At 51.3% G+C, this 19,117-nt stretch carries 14 protein-coding genes and 1 riboswitch; of the genes, 7 read left to right on the top strand and 7 right to left on the bottom strand.

All coding sequences use genetic code 11. The features are described 5' to 3' along the window. The first annotated feature begins 115 nt into the window (after positions 1-115). From wcaJ to fbaB, 7 genes are all read left to right on the top strand, one after another. Positions 116-1,513 carry an undecaprenyl-phosphate glucose phosphotransferase gene (gene wcaJ / locus PGH32_RS10885; protein WP_337894030.1) on the top strand — a complete coding sequence of 466 codons (1,398 nt, stop codon included), beginning with the start codon at positions 116-118 and terminating at the stop codon, positions 1,511-1,513. Positions 1,514-1,594: 81 nt separating this feature from the next. Then, on the top strand, positions 1,595-3,070 hold the full coding sequence (locus tag PGH32_RS10880; protein WP_337894029.1) for an MOP flippase family protein: 1,476 nt from the start codon (positions 1,595-1,597) through the stop codon (positions 3,068-3,070). A gap of 16 nt (positions 3,071-3,086) precedes the next feature. Next, positions 3,087-4,034, top strand: coding sequence for a polysaccharide pyruvyl transferase family protein (locus tag PGH32_RS10875; protein WP_337894290.1), 948 nt, complete (start codon positions 3,087-3,089; stop codon positions 4,032-4,034). Then, complete coding sequence (locus tag PGH32_RS10870) at positions 4,031-5,020, top strand: glycosyltransferase (protein ID WP_337894028.1); 990 nt, start codon at positions 4,031-4,033, stop codon at positions 5,018-5,020. Before PGH32_RS10875 ends, PGH32_RS10870 begins: the two co-directional genes overlap by 4 nt. Before the next feature lie 1,169 nt (positions 5,021-6,189). Then, positions 6,190-6,295, top strand: a riboswitch (TPP riboswitch). Positions 6,296-6,329: 34 nt separating this feature from the next. Continuing rightward, a complete protein-coding gene (thiM, locus tag PGH32_RS10865; protein WP_337894027.1) occupies positions 6,330-7,121 on the top strand; it encodes a hydroxyethylthiazole kinase in 792 nt (263 codons plus the stop codon). Then, complete coding sequence (gene thiD, locus PGH32_RS10860; RefSeq protein WP_337894026.1) at positions 7,118-7,918, top strand: bifunctional hydroxymethylpyrimidine kinase/phosphomethylpyrimidine kinase; 801 nt, start codon at positions 7,118-7,120, stop codon at positions 7,916-7,918. Before thiM ends, thiD begins: the two co-directional genes overlap by 4 nt. A 178-nt stretch (positions 7,919-8,096) precedes the next feature. Then, entirely contained in the window at positions 8,097-9,149 is a 1,053-nt protein-coding gene (gene fbaB, locus PGH32_RS10855) for a class I fructose-bisphosphate aldolase (RefSeq protein ID WP_337894025.1), read from the top strand. Positions 9,150-9,247: 98 nt separating this feature from the next. Here fbaB and PGH32_RS10850 read toward each other — a convergent pair whose 3' ends face one another. From PGH32_RS10850 to yegS, 7 genes are all read right to left on the bottom strand, one after another. Then, a complete protein-coding gene (locus PGH32_RS10850; protein WP_314420570.1) occupies positions 9,248-9,871 on the bottom strand; it encodes a LuxR C-terminal-related transcriptional regulator in 624 nt (207 codons plus the stop codon). 282 nt (positions 9,872-10,153) lie between these two features. Next, positions 10,154-10,840, bottom strand: a complete 687-nt coding sequence (locus PGH32_RS10845; RefSeq protein ID WP_314420569.1) for a GntR family transcriptional regulator — start codon at positions 10,838-10,840, stop codon at positions 10,154-10,156. 130 nt (positions 10,841-10,970) lie between these two features. Next, positions 10,971-12,437, bottom strand: coding sequence for a mannitol dehydrogenase family protein (locus tag PGH32_RS10840; protein ID WP_337894024.1), 1,467 nt, complete (start codon positions 12,435-12,437; stop codon positions 10,971-10,973). 46 nt (positions 12,438-12,483) lie between these two features. Beyond that, positions 12,484-13,767 carry an MFS transporter gene (locus PGH32_RS10835; protein ID WP_337894289.1) on the bottom strand — a complete coding sequence of 428 codons (1,284 nt, stop codon included), beginning with the start codon at positions 13,765-13,767 and terminating at the stop codon, positions 12,484-12,486. A 96-nt stretch (positions 13,768-13,863) separates the two neighbouring features. Then, positions 13,864-14,874, bottom strand: coding sequence for a Zn-dependent oxidoreductase (locus PGH32_RS10830; RefSeq protein ID WP_337894023.1), 1,011 nt, complete (start codon positions 14,872-14,874; stop codon positions 13,864-13,866). 10 nt (positions 14,875-14,884) lie between these two features. Beyond that, complete coding sequence (manD, locus tag PGH32_RS10825; RefSeq protein ID WP_314420563.1) at positions 14,885-16,099, bottom strand: D-mannonate dehydratase ManD; 1,215 nt, start codon at positions 16,097-16,099, stop codon at positions 14,885-14,887. Between the two features lie 1,950 nt (positions 16,100-18,049). Next, positions 18,050-18,949 (bottom strand): lipid kinase YegS, encoded by a 900-nt coding sequence (gene yegS / locus PGH32_RS10820; protein WP_337894022.1) that lies wholly within the window; start codon positions 18,947-18,949, stop codon positions 18,050-18,052. Positions 18,950-19,117 lie beyond the last annotated feature (168 nt).

Here is a 19,117-nt window from a genome sequence, read left to right as displayed (position 1 = left end):
TTACGTTAGCATTCCTATTTTAGTTGAAAGAAATCTTTGTTTAATTATCAATGAAAACTTTCTTGACGCCCTAAATTCAGGTTGTTGACGTACAGCTAACAAGAGTGAAAATAGAATGACAATTCTACATCATCGTACACGTTCTAATGCGAATGCCTCATTGATATCAATGGTACAGCGATTTTCTGATATCTCGATAATATTTCTCGGTTTATATGCGGTTGCATTATTCAATTACAGAACTTTCGATTATAAGCACGTGTTAATTGCTCTCATTGTTCTTGTTGTATTCCAAATGATAGGTGGGATGACGGACTTCTATCGTTCTTGGAGGGGCGTTAAATCTTCAGCTGAATTGATATTAATTTCGAAAAACTGGACGTTGAGTTTACTTTTGACTTTAGGTTTAAGTTCTCTATTTAGCGACTTCGACCTGAGTTTCAAAATTTTCATTCAATGGTATTTAGTTGTTGTTGCTGGTTTCTTCCTGTGCCGAATGGGGATCCGCGTGGGCTCCGGTATTCTGCGTAAAATGGGATATAATACTCGCCGGGTTGCCGTTGTTGGAACAATGCCAGCCGGCATTAATCTAATCACCAGCTTTATCGATGAACCTTGGATGGGGTTTGTTGTAGTCGGTGTATATGACGAGAAACCTTTTGAAGGTTCTGGTGAAATAAATTATGCAGGTGATTTTGAGAAACTGATTGATGATGCTCGTGAAGGAAAGTTAGATAGAATTTATATCGCAATGAGCATGAAAGATGAGGCTAAAATCAAAGATATTGTAAGGCGTTTAACTGATACTACCTGTTCTGTTTTACTGATACCTGATGTCTTCACTTTCAACATCCTTCAGTCCCGTACAGAAGAAATTAACGGGGTTCCGGTTGTACCATTGTTTGATACTCCGCTTAACGGTATTAATATGGTCTTTAAGAGATTAGAAGATATTATCGTATCGTCTGTGATATTATTGTTTATTTCTTTGCCACTAGTTATTATTGCCTGCGCCGTTAAAGTAAGTTCTCCAGGGCCAATTATCTTTCGCCAAATTCGCTATGGAATGGATGGTAAACCTATCATGGTCTGGAAATTCCGAACGATGTCAGTCATGGAAAATGGCGCCAAGGTTACTCAGGCAACCCAAAATGATCCTCGTGTAACTAAATTAGGTAAGTTTCTTCGCAATACTTCTCTCGATGAATTACCTCAGTTTTTCAATGTACTTTTTGGGCAGATGTCTGTCGTTGGGCCAAGACCACATGCTGTTGCTCATAATGAGCAGTATCGTTCTTTAATTGAAGGGTATATGCTTCGCCACAAAGTTAAGCCTGGAATTACTGGTCTTGCTCAAATCAATGGTTTTCGGGGCGAGACAGATACATTAGATAAAATGCAGAAACGAGTTGATTTTGACCTTATATACATACGGGGTTGGAGTATTTGGCTTGATTTAAAAATCATTTTCTTAACCTTCTTTAAAGGTTTTGTAAATAAAGCTGCATATTAATTCCATGTTAAAAGTAGGTGGTATTCATTCTAGGTGCTCGCGCATTTAATAATTTTTGTTTTTTACCTGAAGAAGAATGTTATGAGCCTAAGAGATAAAACTGTAAAAGGTGCAAAATGGTCCGCTATTTCTACGGTAGCAAATATCGGCATCAGTTTTTTACAGATAACACTACTGGCTCATATTATAGAGCCACACCAGTTTGGTTTGCTTACCATTGCGATGGTGATAATTATTATTGCTGACACTCTTTCTGATTTTGGTATTTCAAACTCTATAATCCAGAGAAAAAACATTACACAGATAGAGCTGTCTACCTTATATTGGATAAATATACTTATCGGTTTAAGTGTTTTCTCCCTTTCTTTTATTTTTAGCAATTATATTGCAGATTTACTTAATCAGCCCGATCTGCAGCGATTAATTGAGACTCTTGCATTTGCATTTTTGATTATTCCTCATGGGCAACAGTTTAGGGCATTGTTACAAAAGGAATTAGAGTTCTCTAAAATTGGAATCATTGAAACTGCATCTGTAGTAGTCGGATTTATTGTTACAATGGTATCTGCATATATCTATCCATTTGCAATTACAGCAATGTGGGGGTATTTAAGTGCAGCTACAGTTAGAACAATTCTGTTTTCCTATGTAGGGCGTAAGCAATATTCTCCTACGATGGTGTTCAAAATAAAGTCAGTTGCATCAAATTTGAAATTCGGCCTGTATCTGACTGCTGACAGTTTAGTTAACCAACTCAACTCAAATCTTGCAACTTTTATATTATCGCGGAGTCTTGGGGCTGTTATGGCCGGCGGGTATAATTTAGCCTTCAATGTGGCAGTTATTCCTCCTACCAGACTTAATCCAATTATAACTCGCGTATTGTTTCCTGCTTTTTCAAAAATTCAGGATGATAAAGAAAAACTGAAAGATATATTCTATAAACTACTATCTCTTGTCGGGTTGCTTAATTTCCCTGCGTTGTTAGGTTTAATGGTTGTTGCCGAGAATTTTGTAGTTCTTGTTTTTGGCGAAAAATGGATATTTATTACTCCAATTCTTCAGGTTCTTTGCATCGTTGGCTTATTGCGTTCAATAGGTAATCCCATTGGTTCTCTATTGATGGCAAAAGCACGCATAGATATTAGTTTCAGATTTAATATATTTAAATTATTTTTATTTGCCCCATCAATCTGGTTAGGCGCACATTTTGGTGGAGGAGTTGGAGCCGCTTTAGGATTTTTAGCAGTGCAAGTGCTTAACACTTTCTTGAGTTACTTTATCCTGGTTAAGCCAGTTTTGGGTTCAAGTTATCGAGCTTATATTACGAGTATTTGGTTGCCAATGAAATTAACTTTACCAATGATTTTAATAACCTATCTCGTAGGGAGGTATTTGCCGGCAAGTCTACCTATAACTGCTGCTTTAGTGCTGCAGATTATAACTGGCGTGCTGGTGTTCTTATTGACTTTATTATTTAGCCGCCATGTGTTTATAATCGAATTAAAAAGACAAATCTTCAAAAACCAAAAACTTCGTCGACTTTTGAGAGCGTAAAACTGCCATGCACCATATGAATGTCTTAAAGAATAATTTATCTGTTATTGATGATGTTGTTCCACATGGAAGCAAAGTTGTTTATTTGGATATTCCTCTCCATTTAAATGTTGGAGACTTATTAATTTACAAGGGTACTGAGCAGTTTTTCAAGGAAAGACAATATAAGGTATTAGCCCGTCGTACCGATCAGGGTAGTATTAAATATCTACAGGAAAACAGAAACCTACCGAAAGATGTTATCATATTAATGCATGGTGGCGGTAACTTTGGTGATTTATATCCGCATCATCAACGCTTAAGAGAAAAAGTGGTCACTGACTTCCCTAATCATAAAATTGTTTATTTACCACAGACTGTACATTTTAAAAGCGATGATGAGTTAAAAAAATCTGCGGAAATTATCCGTCAGCATAAAAACCTGACTATTTTCTGTCGTGATACGCGCAGTCAAGAAATTTTGAAAGAACACTTTTGTGAAAATGTTATCTTATGTCCTGATATGGCCCATTCCTTGTGGAACGTTTTCCCTAAGCAGAAAAAGGAAAATATCAAAGGTAATACATTATGGATGATCAGGAAAGATATAGAAGAAACAAATTTAAGCGCACTTGAAGGCAAACCTGATGCCTCTAAGTATGAAGATTGGAAAGACATCTGCACGAATAAAGATAGAAATTACGTACGCATTCTTCTCAATTTAGAGAAAGTCAACAGACTCTTGTCAAGTGGCGTGCTACCAGTAACAGCTTTATGGGGAAGTTATACCGATAAACTGGTTGAGCGTGTAAATGAGTATTTCATGTCCTATGATGTTGTTGTTACTTCTCGTATGCATGGACATATTTTATGCTGCCTGTTAGGTGTTAAAACCAAGCTGTTAGACAATTCATATGGGAAGAACTCAACGTACTATGATGCTTGGACTCAATTTGTTCCGGATTGTGAGTTAATTAAATTATGACCGACAATGAATCATTGCCAATGTTATCAGTAGTAATTCCTGTTTATAATGTCAGTAAATATGTAATAAAAGCAGTTGATTCAGTTATTAACCAAACCATTAAACCCTACGAGGTCATCATTGTTGATGATGGTTCAACAGATGGTTCAGGTGAGCTTGTAAAAAATCACTATTCTGATTTAGAATTTGTTAAAATCATACGTACTGAAAACCAGGGGTTAGGTGAAGCGAGAAATGTCGGCACAAATGCCGCAACTGGCGATTACATCTATTACTTCGATTCGGATGATTTGATTGAAAATAATTTGATTGAGAATTTTTATAAAGCGTTAAGACTAAATTCAGATATTGACATATTTGCGTTTTCAGCTGAATCGTTTCCTGATGATATTGTCGACAACAACCATGCAGATAGTGCATGGCTCCCTCATTATCGTAGAGGGGCTGAAACTGTCTACGAAAGTGGTGAAGACGCTTTTAATGAACTTTCTGTTAAAGAAGCTTTTTATCCTAATGCATGGCTTTACATCTATAAAAGACAATTGCAAGTGAAACACGGATTGAAATTCAAGCCAATTATTCATGAAGATGAAGAGTTTACGCCGCGGCTATTTTTCGTTGCAGGTAAAATTGTTGTAACCGATCAAGTTTTTTTCCTGCGAAGGGTGCGTGCTGGTTCAATCATGCAATCTGCACGTTCTGAGAAAAATGTTATTGGTTATTTGAAAAGTATTGAATCTTTAGAATCTCTACTTTCGGCTAATGAAAATGAAGTGACCAAAAGAAATTTGCGAGGCAGAATTATTAGCAATATCCTTAATATCATTTTGATAAAAAGGAACAGTCAAGTGATATTTAGTGATACTACTCTTAGTGAATATAATTTAATTTTGTCAAGAAATGGAAATTTTCTCACTAAAATTGCATCTCTAAATTTCTTTGTTTATCGTGTTCTGAATTTTGGATTTAGAAAATTCAAAGCTTAGTCACTGATAAATTCGTTTATTGTCTCTAATGTGATCGCCTTGGTTTTCCCAGGCGATTACTTGGAATGACAATAATTTAATTGGGGAGGGGTATAATACTCTGATGTGCAAGTTTATTGTAGTATTGCTGGCTGCGTGATCAACACCCTGTTGAAAGATAAGCTGACTATTTATAAGTTCTTCAGAAGTAGCAACTTTCTCTCGCACAAGAAAAATACCGCATATTCCTTTTTTGAAAGGAATGCCGACGTTTTTTCATCGTTTCTATTGATTACAATCCATTTTCATCTGACAACTTAGTTATTGGTCACGTATTAAAATGTTTTTTCGCTAGAGTGGAACGCTATTTTTTCATGATTTCAGCTTCCAATTTCAACGCCTCTAAATTAAATGTATACTTAACAAATTCATGTTGAGTAAATTTAAAGGTGTCATACTGCTATTCATAATCATAGCTATACCAACAATGTTTTTTTATATGCTTGGCGTTAAGAATAACCATGTATGGTTGAATGTCCCTAAACTGCTGACTCATTCTAAGAGTTATGTTGTTTTATTCTTCTATGCAATAGGGACGCATTTAGGACGTTTACGGTTTATATCCATTTTTATTTTTGATTTTCTATTCTTCAAACTATTATCTGTAGTAGGGGAAAGTCAGAAGCTACTCAATCTCACAGTCTGACTATTCTCTCCAATATACCATTGTTTCTACATTTATATGTATTTTTAGATGGATTGAAAAATAGGTAAATACAGTTTATTTTTTCTGTATTTCGCTGATGCAAGTTTTTCTAACTATTTCTTATATGGATATTTTGTAGCTGTCGCCAGAAAGGTCGTAGCCACGTATCAATCTCAATTTAGTGACGTTGAGGGGATATTGCTCTCTTTATTAACCACTTTTTTTTGGTCTACGTGTGTTTGATGATCCAGAGAGTGACTGTCCACACTAGGATGGTTATTGGATCCTAAATTATTTTCAAATACCATTCCGTTTCGTTGTAGTTCATACCCGGGATTGAACCGTGCTATATCACCGATGTTGAGATTGTATATATTTAAGTTATTTATTTTCATCACGTTGAGTTTTGAATTTGATTGTTTACAAAACTCGGTCTCGCCTTTATCCTGTCTTCAGTTTTTAACCGAATGTAATCTCAAAATTTATCAATGACTCGGGGTGCCCGTCCTGTTTTACCAGGATCCGGCTGAGAAAAACCCGCATAACCTGAACTGGATAATGCCAGCGGAGGGAAGTCAGATGCCCGACCGGCATCGCCTTCTTGATCGCCGGTTGGGAGTAACGATGATCCAACCCATTCCCCTCAGCCACCACGATGTGGCGCACTCTCTGGCGCTGTTCCGCCAGCAATCCCCCCTTATTCACTGTATGACCAATGATGTGGTGCAGACCTTTACGGCCAACGTGCTGCTGGCGCTGGGGGCTTCCCCGGCAATGGTGATCGATGCCGAAGAGGCCGCACAGTTCAGTGCGGTAGCCAGCGCGCTGCTGGTCAACGTCGGTACGCTAACCCGCTCGCGTAGTGAAGCCATGCTGGCGGCGGTCGAGTCGGCCAATGCTGCCGGGCGCAGCTGGTCGCTGGACCCGGTGGCGGTCGGTGCGTTAGCGTTCCGCACCGGGTTCTGCCATCAGCTGCTGAGCCACAAGCCTGCCGCCATTCGCGGCAACGCCTCAGAGATCATGGCGCTGGCGCAGGAAGCGGTATCCGGTCGCGGTGTGGACTCGCAGCATCAGTCCGATGCCGCGATTCAGGCTGCACAAAAACTTGCTTTGCAGAGCGGGGCGGTGGTCGCGGTGACCGGAGAAGTGGACTTCGTTACCGACGGTCAGCGCATCCTCAGCGTCAGCGGCGGTTCACCTTTGATGACTCGCGTGGTCGGTACCGGCTGTGCGCTGTCGGCGGTGGTGGCTGGCTTTGCCTCGCTGCCCGGCGACCGTTTAATGCACGTTGCCAGCGCCTGCCGCGTGGTATCGCTGGCCGGCGAGCGTGCCGCCGCGATCGCAGCAGGACCGGGGAGTTTTATTCCCGCCTTCCTGGATGCGCTTTATCTACTGACGCCGGAGGAACTGGCATGAAACGAATTAATGCACTGACCATCGCCGGTACCGATCCCAGCGGCGGAGCGGGTATCCAGGCGGATCTGAAAGCGTTCTCGGCGCTGGGGGCTTACGGCACCAGCGTGATTACGGCGCTGGTTGCGCAGAATACCCAGGGCGTGCAGTCGGTATACCGCATCGAGCCGGATTTCGTCGGTGCGCAGCTGGACTCGGTACTTTCGGATGTCCGTATCGATGCCATCAAGATCGGCATGCTGGCAGAGTCCGACGTGGTGGAGGTGGTGGCCGATCGTCTCAGGGCTGCCACCGCGCCGTGGGTCGTGCTTGATACGGTGATGCTGGCGAAAAGTGGGGATCCGCTGCTCTCCGAACGGGCGGTTGCCACGCTGCGCGAGCGTCTGCTGCCGCAGGTCTCCATTATCACCCCGAATCTGCCGGAGGCCGCCGCGCTGCTGGACTGTGCGATGGCCCGCAACGAGCAGGAAATGCGCGAGCAGGGCAGGGAACTGCTGGCCATGGGATGCCAGGCGGTGCTGATGAAGGGTGGCCACCTCAGCGATACAGAAAGCCCGGACTGGCTGTTCACCCGCGAGCTGGAGCAGCGATTCACCGCGCCGCGCGTGAATACCCGTCATACCCACGGCACGGGCTGCACGCTCTCTGCGGCACTGGCTGCGCTGCGTCCTCGCCACGATAACTGGGTGGCAACCGTGCAGGCGGCGAAAACCTGGCTGCAGGGTGCGCTGGAGCAGGCGGATTCGCTGGAGGTGGGGCAGGGAATTGGTCCGGTGCATCACTTCCACAAATGGTGGTAAGGACGTTAAGGGTAAAGGCTCTTTCGTGCGTAATCGTCTGAAAAATCCAGTCAGCAATTTGCCTGGTTAAAGGATTAGGTCCACCCTGTTGAGGTCAGAAATAAGTCGCATTTCTGAACAGCGGGCCACCTGACCGTTGTACAGGTCGTGGCCCTCCCAACCTTTGACAGGAGTTATCATGACGGACATCGTACAGTTATTGGGCAAAGAAGCAGATTCTCTTTTGCAACATCGCTGCATGACTATTCCAGCAGACAGCCTCTATCTTCCGGGATCGGACTATGTTGACCGGGTGATGGTAGATAATAACCGTCCCCCGGCGGTCCTACGCAATATGCAAACCCTGTATAACACCGGTCGTTTAGCCGGGACGGGTTACCTCTCTATCCTGCCGGTTGACCAGGGCGTTGAGCACTCGGCCGGCGCTTCGTTTGCCGCCAACCCGCTGTACTTCGACCCGAAAAACATCGTCGAGCTGGCGATCGAAGCGGGCTGCAACTGCGTTGCCTCCACCTACGGCGTGCTGGCCTCCGTATCCCGCCGCTACGCACACCGCATTCCGTTTATGGTTAAGCTCAACCATAACGAAACCCTCAGTTACCCCACCCAGTACGATCAAACCCTGTATGCCAGCGTAGAGCAGGCCTTTAACCTCGGCGCCGTGGCCGTGGGCGCGACCATCTATTTCGGTTCCGAACAGTCGCGCCGGCAGATTGAGGAGATCTCGGTGGCGTTTGAACGCGCGCACGAACTGGGGCTGGTGACCGTACTGTGGGCCTACCTGCGCAACAACGACTTCAAAAAAGACGGCGTGGACTATCACGCCAGCGCGGATCTCACCGGCCAGGCGAACCATCTGGCGGCGACCATCGGTGCCGATATCGTTAAGCAGAAAATGGCGGAGAATAACGGCGGCTACAAGGCGGTGAACTTTGGCCATACCGACGAGCGGGTTTACACCAAACTGACGACCGATAACCCGATCGATCTGGTGCGCTACCAGCTGGCTAACTGCTATATGGGTCGGGCCGGAATGATTAACTCCGGCGGTGCCGCGGCGGGGGATACCGATATCGCGGAATCCGTTCGTACCGCCGTGATTAATAAGCGCGCCGGAGGAATGGGGCTGATCCTTGGCCGTAAAGCCTTCAAGAAATCAATGAAAGACGGCGTGGCGCTTATTAATTCGGTACAGGACGTTTATCTGAGTAAGAAAGTGACCATAGCGTAATACTATGACAGGCGGATATAAAATATCCGCCTGTCATATCCTGCCTCTTGCTATATAAAACACCCTGGCGTTGGCGCAATACTCCTGCCAACAAAAGACTAGCTCAAATGCGGTACGTGGGTCAGGCTTTTGGCCAGATTGATAATCTGGAACAGCACTTTCGTCCGCTTTGATTTACTTTTCTTCTTGAGGTTATTTTTATGCGAAAGAACGGTCTTAAGCTTGATATTAATATGCTCAGATATCTCGACCGAACTCCTTTCTTTCATCCATAAACTGAGTATTTCCGACTCGCGCTTGCTGAACGACAGCGGCGTTTCATCAGCCGGATAAAGCCCCGTGGGCTGCGTAGCCTGCTTTAACCTGTTGGTTGTGACCAGATTTTTCACCGTACCGATCGACACATTCTGCGCCATGATCACCACGTTCGGCTTGATGTAAATATAATCTTCGAACGATGAATGAACCACCCGCATGAAGATAATAAACAGGGTTTCCGGATTCATTGCAATCAGTTTTTTTATCTCTTCCCTGTCGTTTTCCGTATTGTAAACGGACTCGCAGATAAAGGCGATTTGGGTGGAACCCTGCTGTAAAAGTCGTGCGCAGTTGGGGAGATTATCCAGCAGATGAATATCCTTTTTTTTACCGCCTGCTTCATTGATAACGCTTTTTAATCCATGGCTGAAATAATCACATTTGTTTAATATGATATAACTCATAAAGTACAGCCTTATTTAAGTGGGTTAACTGCATTAATTGCTGTTATTTTAATTAAACACGAAGTATCAATAACGAATAGTGATGACGCCAGAAGAAAATCAGCGGGTGCTGATAATAATGAAATATCAGGTTTCGCTAATTACGCCAATCTTGTGATGTAGATCTACTATAAAGGCTCAGTGTACAGTCTCAAATGTCTCAGACCGTCAATTCTTGTCTGTACGCCTCATTAATAGCGAAAAAAGAGGGTCGGGGCGTATTTCCGGCCCCGAACTGCCGTTTTATACAGCTTCAAACCACTCGCTATTCTGTTCTGCTATCGGAGTTATTGAGAAGATCATCTCCTGCAGATGGGCGCGCATGGCGATTTCCGCAGCATTAGCGTCTTTCGCCACCAGTGCCTGATAGATTTTCCAGTGCTGCTCGATCAAACTTTCGGGCGGGGAGACCTTGCTCAGGGTCAGAAAACGAACCCGGTCCATAGTGGCTTTGATATTTTCTACGGTTTCCCACGCCAGCCCGCAGTCGATGCTCTCGGCAATCAGGCGGTGAAACTCATCATCCAGCACCAGAAAGGCCTGGCTGTCGTGGCGATCCGCGGCCAGCTTCTGCAACTGGAGGTTATGCTCCAGTGCGGCCAGCCCCGTTGCACTCGCTTCCAACGCGGCTCTGCGCACCACGGCCACTTCCACGGCCTCGCGGATGAAGCGCCCGTCGGCTACCCGCTGCGCCGATATCTTGCGCACGAAGGTGCCGCGCTGCGGAAGAACCTGAACCAGCCCGGCCTCGGCCAGTTTGATAAAGGCTTCCCGCACCGGCTGGCGGGAAACGTTAAAGCGGGTGGATACGTCCTTTTCGGACAACAGGCAGCCGGGAGGAATAGCGCAGGTGACAATTTCATGGCGCAGAAAGCGGTAAATCTGCTGATTTACCGGTTCGCTGGCGGTAATGGTATATACAGTCGACATTCGGCAACGTCCCTTTAGCGGCAGGTGATCTCACCCGTCTGCGCATGGTTGCAAAGCGTTCAGTCTAATCAGCAAGATGGTGAAGCGCCAGGGCTTTATCGGCCCCGGCATGCGGGTGATGCAAACGCGGTCAGTCGGCCTGGCCGACCCACTGATGAACGGTCTTTTTCGCCCCCTGATCCAGCAGCAGGCGGTAAAAGTGATTAACCCTGGCGACAAATGCGCTGCTGGCAGGCAGGTCATGGCCAAATACGCTGCTCAGCCCCAGCAGCGCGGTGACGCGCTCGCTGCCTTCCCGGCTCTCAGCCACCCGCTGCGCCAGCTCTGCCCGCAGCGGATCGTTGAGGGTAATCGCTTCTCCTCGCTCGTTGACGCCGCCGACGTAGCGCATCCAGCCCGCCACGCCCAGCGCCAGCAGATCGAAATCGCTGCCGTGCTGCAGGTGCCAGCGAATGCTGTCCAGCCAGCGCTGCGGCAGCTTTTGCGTGCCGTCATTGGCGATTTGCGCCGTGCGGTGCTTTATGGCGCGGTTGCAATAGCGGGCAATCAGCGAATCGGCATAGGCTTCCAGATCCACCCCGCTGGTGCGCAGGGTCACCGCCTGCTCCGACAGCATCAGGCGGCGCGCAGCCAGCAGGAACCGCTCGTCGTCCATGCAGTCGCTGATATGCTCGTAGCCCGCCAGATTGCCGAGATAGGCGAGGAACGAGTGGCTGCCGTTGAGCATACGCAGCTTCATCTCTTCGAACGGCAGCACGTCCTTCACCAGTTCGGCCCCCGCCAGCTCCCAGCGCGGTCGGCCGTTCACGAAGTTATCCTCAATCACCCACTGGAAAAACGGCTCGCACACCACGCCCGCCGGATCGTCGCAGCCCAGCTGTTCGCGCAGGGCCTGATGCGTCTCTTCGGTCATCGCCGGGACAATGCGGTCCACCATGGTGGAAGGGAAGGTGAGGTTGTCGGCGATCCACTCAGCCAGCTCCGGCGCCTGCTGGCGCGCCAGTTGGGTAATCACCCGGCGGGTGACGTGGCCGTTTTCCGGCATGTTGTCGCAGGACATCACGCTGAAGGGGGGCAGTCCCTGCTCACGGCGGCGGCGGATAGCGGCCAGAATAATCCCCGGCAGCGACAGGGGCGCATCGGGGTGGGCCAGATCGTGCACAATCGCCGGGTGCTGCAGATTCAGTTCGCCGCTGGCAGGATGGTGGCAGTAGCCTTTTTCGGTCACCGTCATCGACACAATCGCCACGTCTGGCTGGCACAGCGCGTTAATCACTGCCTCAACGCCGTCCGACTGGCCGTGCAGTGCCTGAGTCACCACGCCAATAATGCGCAGATCCAGCCGGTCATCGGCCATTTCCGCCACGCTGTAGCACAGCTGCTGCTGGCGCAGGGCGTGGATGGCATCGCCGTTGTTCAGGTTGATTTCGCAGTAGCCCCAGTCGCTGCCCTGTTCGGCGGCCAGCCTGTCGCTGCAGACGGCCTGGTGAGCGCGGTGGAAGGCGCCGAAGCCGATATGCACCATACGCGTTTGTAATGCCTGGCGGTCATACGCGGGTTTCTGCACGCCGGCAGGGAGATTCTCCACAGACAACATAAATTATCCTTAATTGACGGTGCGGGGGAGTGCCCCGCACGACGCTTTAAACTGAAACAGTCTTACTGTATTTTTTCGGCGGGCGAACCACCACCAGCACCAGCAGGGCACCCAGCGCGGCAATACCCCCGGCCAGGATAAAGGCGCTGTCGAACTTACCGGTGTGCTGCACGATATAGCCGGTGGCAATCGGTCCGATAATCCCGGAGATGCTGCCGATCAGGTGGATAAAGCCGCTGATGCTGCCGACGCGGCTTTTGTGCACCACGTCCTGAATAATCGCCCAGTAGATCGCCCCGGTGATATACAGGAAGAAGATAGACACCGACATCAGCCCAACCGCAGGCACCACGTCTTTCACCGTCCCGGCGCAGGCCACGCAGATTGCGGCGGCGAACAGGCACACCACCAGCACGATTTTTCGCGACAGCAGCAGTTTGCCGGTCATGCGGAAGATCTTGTCGGAGATAATCCCGCCCAGCGCCAGGCCGAAGAAGCCAACAATCCATGGGATCATGGTGGTGATGCTCATCGCCTTGATATCCAGCCCGTGCGACTGCACCAGATAGGCCGGGAACCAGCTGAGGAAGAAGAACAGAATATAGTTGTAGCAGAAGAAGGCGAAGGCGGTGACCAGAATAATCGGCTGGCGCAGATAGTGGCCCAGGCCGTGCTGCGACTGCGAAAGCTCCTCTTCGGCGCTCAGCTGTTCGTCTTTCAGCTGAGCAATCAGGGCGCGCTCGCGCTCGCTGATCAGCTTGCTCTTCAGCGGGTTATCGGCGGCGATAAAGAACCACACCACCATCCAGATAATGCCGATCGAGCAAATAATGGCGAACGCCGGGCGCCAGCCGAAGGCCAGCGACAGATAGCCGATAATCGGACCGGCTATCGCGCCACCGAGCGGAGAACCGGCGCTGAGCAGCCCCATCGCGGTGGCCGCCTGTTTTTTCGGGAACCAGCCGTTAATCGCCTTATTGGCCGAGGCGCAGATCGGGCCTTCCGCCATGCCGAACAGCACACGCAGGATCAGCATGGACCAGAAGCCGGTGGCCAGGGCGGTAAAGCCGCAGAACAGCGACCACATGCCGACCGCCACGCCAAGGGTGATGGTCGGGCCGAAGCGGTCCGTTGCCAGGCCGCCAACGAAGTTGAAAATCGCATAGCCGAAGAAGAAACTGCCAAAAATCAGGCCGAACTCTTCCGCATTGAGCATCAGGTCTTTCTCAATCATCGGCACGGTCAGCGACAGCGCCACACGATCGAGGTAGTTGATCATATAAACCAGGAACAGCAGCAGTACGATGGTCCAGCGCAGGTTTTTAATCATCATGACTCCTTCCCCTCTTTCCGCCCTGCTGGCGGTTGGGGGATGCAGGTAGAGGTATTGTGGCCGGAGGGCTGGGTCAATCCCCCCGGTGTTTTGTTAGCTGACTTTTAAAATCACTTTGCAGCAGCTGCGCGGATCCTTCTCAAACAGGGTCATCGCCTGTTCAATCTGGCTGAGCGGCAGGGTATGGGTGACCAGTTTTTCCGGTTCGATCAGTCCCTGTTGAATCCAGCTAATGACCTGCGGGAAGCGGTTGCTGTTCAGTCGGGAGGTAAACAGCGACAGCTCTTTGCTGGTCAGGCTTTGCTGGGTCACGGAGCAGGGTTCGCCGGAGAAACCGAGCAGGCCGATGCGCCCGGCGGGCGAGGCCAGCGCGGCGGCTTCGGCCAGGATCGTCGGGTGGCAGGCGGCATCGATAATCAGCGTCGGCTGCACGTCGCCGAGCTGCTCTGCCAGCGAGATTTCGCTGTTGTTCAGGGCGCGATCCGCACCGTTATTCAGCGCCAGCGTCAGGCGTTCGGTTATCCGGTCGGCGACGATCACCGTTTTCACGCCATAGACGCCTTTCAGCACCTGGATCGCGGTCAGGCCCATCGGCCCGGCACCGTAGATCAGCGCCACGTCGTTGGGCTGCGGCTGTAAAAAGGCGGTGATGTTGGCCGCGATGGTAAACGGCTCGACCAGGCTGGCCAGCGTATCGGGAATGCTCTCCGGCAGCCGCCAGGCGTTCGCGGCCGGTGCCAGCGCGTATTCGCTGAAGCCGCCGTCGCGATGCACGCCGATCACCTGCAGCTCTTTGCAAACGTTGGGGCGACCGATGGAGCAGGGATAGCAGTGGCCGCAGCTGACCACCGGATCGACCGCCACACGCTCGCCGAGGCGTGCACCGTCCACGCCGTCACCCACCGCATCAATCAGGCCAAAAAACTCGTGGCCGATGGTGCGCGGATAGCGGGCAAAGGGATTATGCCCGTGCCAGATATGCACATCGGACCCGCAGATGCTGGCGTACTGCACCTTCACCCGCACTTCGCCCGCGTCCGGCAGCGGCAGCGGTCGCTCCTTAATCTGCAGTTCGCCGGGGCGTTCAATGACGACGCTTTTCATTTCGTTCTCCTTACCAGTTCCACAGCGTGCCGTCTTCCAGACGGGCAACGGGCAGATACGCCGGTTCATAGGGATATTTCGCCGCCAGCTTTTCATCAAACTCAATGCCGAGGCCCGGTTTGTCGCCAGGATGCATATAGCCGTTATCAAACGTCCAGCTGTGCGGGAACACCTCCAGCATCTGTTCTGAATAGCCCATGTACTCCTGCACGCCGAAGTTCGGCACCCACAGGTCGAAGTGCAGCGCGGCGGCCATGCAGATCGGTGACAGGTCGCTCGGGCCGTGGGATCCGGTACGCACCTGATACAGCGAGGCGAAGTCGGCGATGCGGCGCATGCCGGTAATGCCGCCCGCGTGGGTGATGGTGGTGCGGATGTAGTCGATCAGCTGTTCTTCGATCAGCTGTTTGCAGTCCCAGATGCTGTTAAACACTTCGCCCACGGCAATCGGGGTGACCGTGTGCTGGCGGATCAGGCGGAAGCTTTCCTGGTTTTCGGCCGGGGTCGGGTCTTCCATCCAGAACAGGCGATAGTCCTCCACGCTTTTGCCGAAGCGCGCGGCTTCGATCGGCGTCAGGCGGTGGTGCATGTCGTGCAGCAGGTGTTCATCAAAGCCGAATTTGTTGCGGATGGCGTCGAACAGTTTTGGCGTGAAGTCGAGGTATTTTTCGGTCGACCACAGCTGTTCTTCCGGATACGCGCCTTTGGTCGCCGGTTCATAGGCTTCGCCTTTGCCTTTGGCCATACCGTAGGTGGTTTTCATTCCCGGCACGCCGCACTGGGCGCGAATCGCCTTGAAGCCCAGCTCTTTATGTTTGGCGTAGTCGTCCATCACTTCATCGATGCTGTGGCCGGTGGTATGGCAATAGACCATCACTCCGGTACGCGATGCGCCGCCGAGCAGCTGATAGAGCGGCATGTTGGCGGCTTTGCCTTTGATATCCCACAGCGCCTGGTCAACGGCAGAGATGGCGGACATGGTGACCGGCCCGCGACGCCAGTAGGCACCTTTATAGAAGAACTGCCAGATATCCTCGATCTGGTGTGCATCGCGGCCGATCAGCTGCGGGCAGACGTGATCTTTCAGATAGGACGCGACGGGCAGTTCGCGGCCGTTGAGCGTGGCGTCACCGATGCCGGTCAGTCCCTGATCGGTGGTGATTTTGAGGGTGACAAAGTTTCTGCCGGGGCAGGTGACAAACACTTCCGCTTTAACAATCTTCATTTCAATTCGCCTTGTTGACTGACTATGGCGCAAAATTACGCTAATGACGTACTACCATACAAGTTGAATTGGGTGGATTTACGAGGGGGATCACAGATTGGGGGGAGGTTGAGAAATGGTGGGTGGGGGGCAGCCTCTGCTGCTGCTTCAGGGCGGTCCTCACGCTGTGCGTTGCCCGGTGCCCTCGGATATGTAATAAAATGCCGCTGTGGAACAGGCGTTTGGGGTTCAGCCTCTGCTGCTGCTCCAGGGCGGTCCTCGCGCCGTGCATGGCACGGTGCCCTCGGTTACAGCTGCTGGCCGTCCGGACCGGCGGAGACGGTACATCCTTGTACCGACTCCGCCTGATGCCAGCTTCCCTGCTGGCATCTCCTGGCCATCAGCTTCCACCTCAGCGCTGCGGATGCTCTTGCGCAGCAGCAGAGGCTGCCCCCTTTAATTATTCCATCGCTTTTGGATTTGAATAACAGGCTGGTCGGCCTACCAAGAATGATGCTGCATAAATCAACTCAAAGTATGGATATCCTGAGAGTCCGATAATCGGGATGCGTTAAATAATAAGGTGCTGGGAGATGTGTGGGCAGGGTTCAGCCTCTGCTGCTGCTTCAGGGCGGTCCTCGCGCCGTGCGTGGCACGGTGCCCTCGGTTACGCCATTGTTCCGGTCGGACCGGCCAGGATTGAACATCCCTGTTCAAACCCGGCCTGACGCCAGCATCCCTGCTGTCGTCTCCTGGCTCAATGGCTCCACCTCAGCGCTGCGGATGCCCTTGCGCAGCAGCAGAGGCAGCCCCCTTGTCACATTTTCAACGTTTTTAGTTTGGAGAAAGGTGGTGCTGCGAAGTTCGGGGCTGGGGTGCAGTCTCTGCTGCAGCTTCAGGGCGGTCCTCGCGCCGCGTGGCGGTGCCTTCGGTTCCGCCATTGTGCCGATCGGACCGGCCAGGATTGAACGTCCCTGTTCAAGCCCGGCCTGACGCCAGCATCCCTGCTGTCGTCTCCTGGCTCAATGGCTCCACCTCAGCGCTGCGGATGCCCTTGCGCAGCAGCAGAGGCTGTCCCCCTTACCAATGTCTTCGCTTTAGGTTTTTCAGGCAACGCGAAAGTCAGAAAGCAGGCTGGCTGTGCCCCAGAGCGGGCAATCCGCAGCGCTGAACGGAGAGAGGAGGCCAGGATTCATCCGCATGGACGCGGGTGAAAGTCACAGCCGGGCCAGGACGGCCCGTCTGTGAGGGTCCGACAGGCTGACGAAAGAAGTGAAGGAACCGCAACGCGGCGCGAGGACCGCCCGAACGGGGGCACTGCAAGCCAGCGCTAACTTACAACTCCGCAAGCAACACAGCACAAATCCCCAGTGTGTAAATTTTTCTCGCTGTTGAATCGGTATCTGGGGTTCAGCCTCTGCTGCTGCTCCAGGCGGTCCTCACGCCGTGCATGGCACGGTGCCCTCGGTTACGCCATTGTGCCGATTGGACCGGCCAGGATTGAACGTCCCTGTTCAAGCCCGGCCTGACGCCAGCATCCCTGCTGTCGTCTCCTGGCTCAATGGCTCCACCTCAGCGCTGCGGATGCCCTTGCGCAGCAGCAGAGGCTGTCCCCCTTACCAATGTCTTCGCTTTAGGTTTTTCAGGCAACGCGAAAGTCAGAAAGCAGGCTGGCTGTGCTCCAGAGCGGGCAATCCGCAGCGCTGAACGGAGATAGGAGGCCAGGATTCACCCGCATGGACGCGGGTGAAAGTCACAGCCGGGCCAGGACGGCCCGTCTGTGACGGTCCGACAGGCTGACGAAAGAAGTGAAGGAACCGCAACGCGGCGCGAGGACCGCCCGAACGGGGGCACTGCCAGCCAGCGCTAACTTCCAACTCTGCAAACAACACAACACAGCCTGCAAACAACACAACACAGCCTGCAATCAACGCCCTAAAACGGTGTCCCCTGTAGAAACCACACTCAAAACTATGCCAGCAGCTCACACGACGGCGGCAACCGACACTCCAGCGCGTCCGGCATCACCTCAATCCTGAACTCCGTCCCCGTCAACGGCTCACCGTCCAGATTAAACGTCATCTCATTCGGCGCATCAATCGTCAGCCACGGCAAAGACGCCGTAATCAGATTCGGATTCTCATCATCACTGGTCAACGTATGCAGCAGCGTCGGCAACAGCTCCTGCGACGTGGCAATCGTCAGCTCCAGCTTACCGTCGTTAATCAACGCATGGGGGCAAAGACGCTGACCGCCGCCCGCCTGACGCCCGTTGCCAATCCCAATCACCAGCGCATCCCCCTGCCAGTCAAAATCCGGCCCGCGAAGATGACAGCTGTCGGCCTTCAGCGTATCCATCCGCATCAAACCGTGGATGAAATAGGACACGCCGCCCAGCGCCGACTTCAGCTTCTCCGGCGTTTCCGTCGTGATGCGCGTACCAAACCCGCCGGTCGCCATATTGATAAAATAACGATTGCCGTTCACCCGCGCTAAATCAATGGCCGACGCCTTGCCGATAATCGCCAGCCGCAGCGCGTTTTCCATCTCCAGCGGAATGCCCGCGCTGGTGGCAAAATCGTTGGCGGTACCCAGCGGGACCAGCCCCAGCACCGGCCGCTGTTCCGGCGACAGACCGGCCAGCGCCGTGGCAATTTCATTAATCGTGCCGTCGCCGCCGGCGGCAATCACCGTGGTCGCGTTCAGATCCACGGCCTCGCGCACGTAACGTTCACCGTCGCCGTGTTCCCAGGTCACGCGTACCTCCAGCCGGAAGCCTTCCTCGCGCAGGGTGGCAATCGCCTGGCGCAGATCCTCATTGCCCGCGCTTTTTCCGTTTAAAATCGCCAGCGTGATTGAATCGTTTACCATTTTTTTATTTTCCTGAAGTGGGTAGCGGATGGATTCAAGATATAGCATATCCTGTTACAGGCGGTGAACCGTAAGACGGCAGAAGGGAAAACTTTAGGAAAAAAGGACAAGAAAAAGCCCGGACGGGGGAGCCGACCGGGCCAATGAGGTGGTTCATTCCGATCGGAC

The sequence above is a fragment of the Erwinia sp. SLM-02 genome, assembly GCF_037450285.1.
In the GTDB taxonomy this organism is placed as follows: Bacteria; Pseudomonadota; Gammaproteobacteria; order Enterobacterales; family Enterobacteriaceae; genus Erwinia.
This window is presented reverse-complemented; position numbering and strand designations above follow the sequence as displayed.

Coding starts and splice junctions, on each gene's coding strand:
- wcaJ (WP_337894030.1), top strand. CDS start 116: ATGACAATTCTACATCATCGTACACGTTCTAATGCGAATGCCTCATTG.
- PGH32_RS10880 (WP_337894029.1), top strand. CDS start 1,595: ATGAGCCTAAGAGATAAAACTGTAAAAGGTGCAAAATGGTCCGCTATT.
- PGH32_RS10875 (WP_337894290.1), top strand. CDS start 3,087: ATGAATGTCTTAAAGAATAATTTATCTGTTATTGATGATGTTGTTCCA.
- PGH32_RS10870 (WP_337894028.1), top strand. CDS start 4,031: ATGACCGACAATGAATCATTGCCAATGTTATCAGTAGTAATTCCTGTT.
- thiM (WP_337894027.1), top strand. CDS start 6,330: ATGATCCAACCCATTCCCCTCAGCCACCACGATGTGGCGCACTCTCTG.
- thiD (WP_337894026.1), top strand. CDS start 7,118: ATGAAACGAATTAATGCACTGACCATCGCCGGTACCGATCCCAGCGGC.
- fbaB (WP_337894025.1), top strand. CDS start 8,097: ATGACGGACATCGTACAGTTATTGGGCAAAGAAGCAGATTCTCTTTTG.
- PGH32_RS10850 (WP_314420570.1), bottom strand. CDS start 9,871: ATGAGTTATATCATATTAAACAAATGTGATTATTTCAGCCATGGATTA.
- PGH32_RS10845 (WP_314420569.1), bottom strand. CDS start 10,840: ATGTCGACTGTATATACCATTACCGCCAGCGAACCGGTAAATCAGCAG.
- PGH32_RS10840 (WP_337894024.1), bottom strand. CDS start 12,437: ATGTTGTCTGTGGAGAATCTCCCTGCCGGCGTGCAGAAACCCGCGTAT.
- PGH32_RS10835 (WP_337894289.1), bottom strand. CDS start 13,767: ATGATTAAAAACCTGCGCTGGACCATCGTACTGCTGCTGTTCCTGGTT.
- PGH32_RS10830 (WP_337894023.1), bottom strand. CDS start 14,874: ATGAAAAGCGTCGTCATTGAACGCCCCGGCGAACTGCAGATTAAGGAG.
- manD (WP_314420563.1), bottom strand. CDS start 16,099: ATGAAGATTGTTAAAGCGGAAGTGTTTGTCACCTGCCCCGGCAGAAAC.
- yegS (WP_337894022.1), bottom strand. CDS start 18,949: ATGGTAAACGATTCAATCACGCTGGCGATTTTAAACGGAAAAAGCGCG.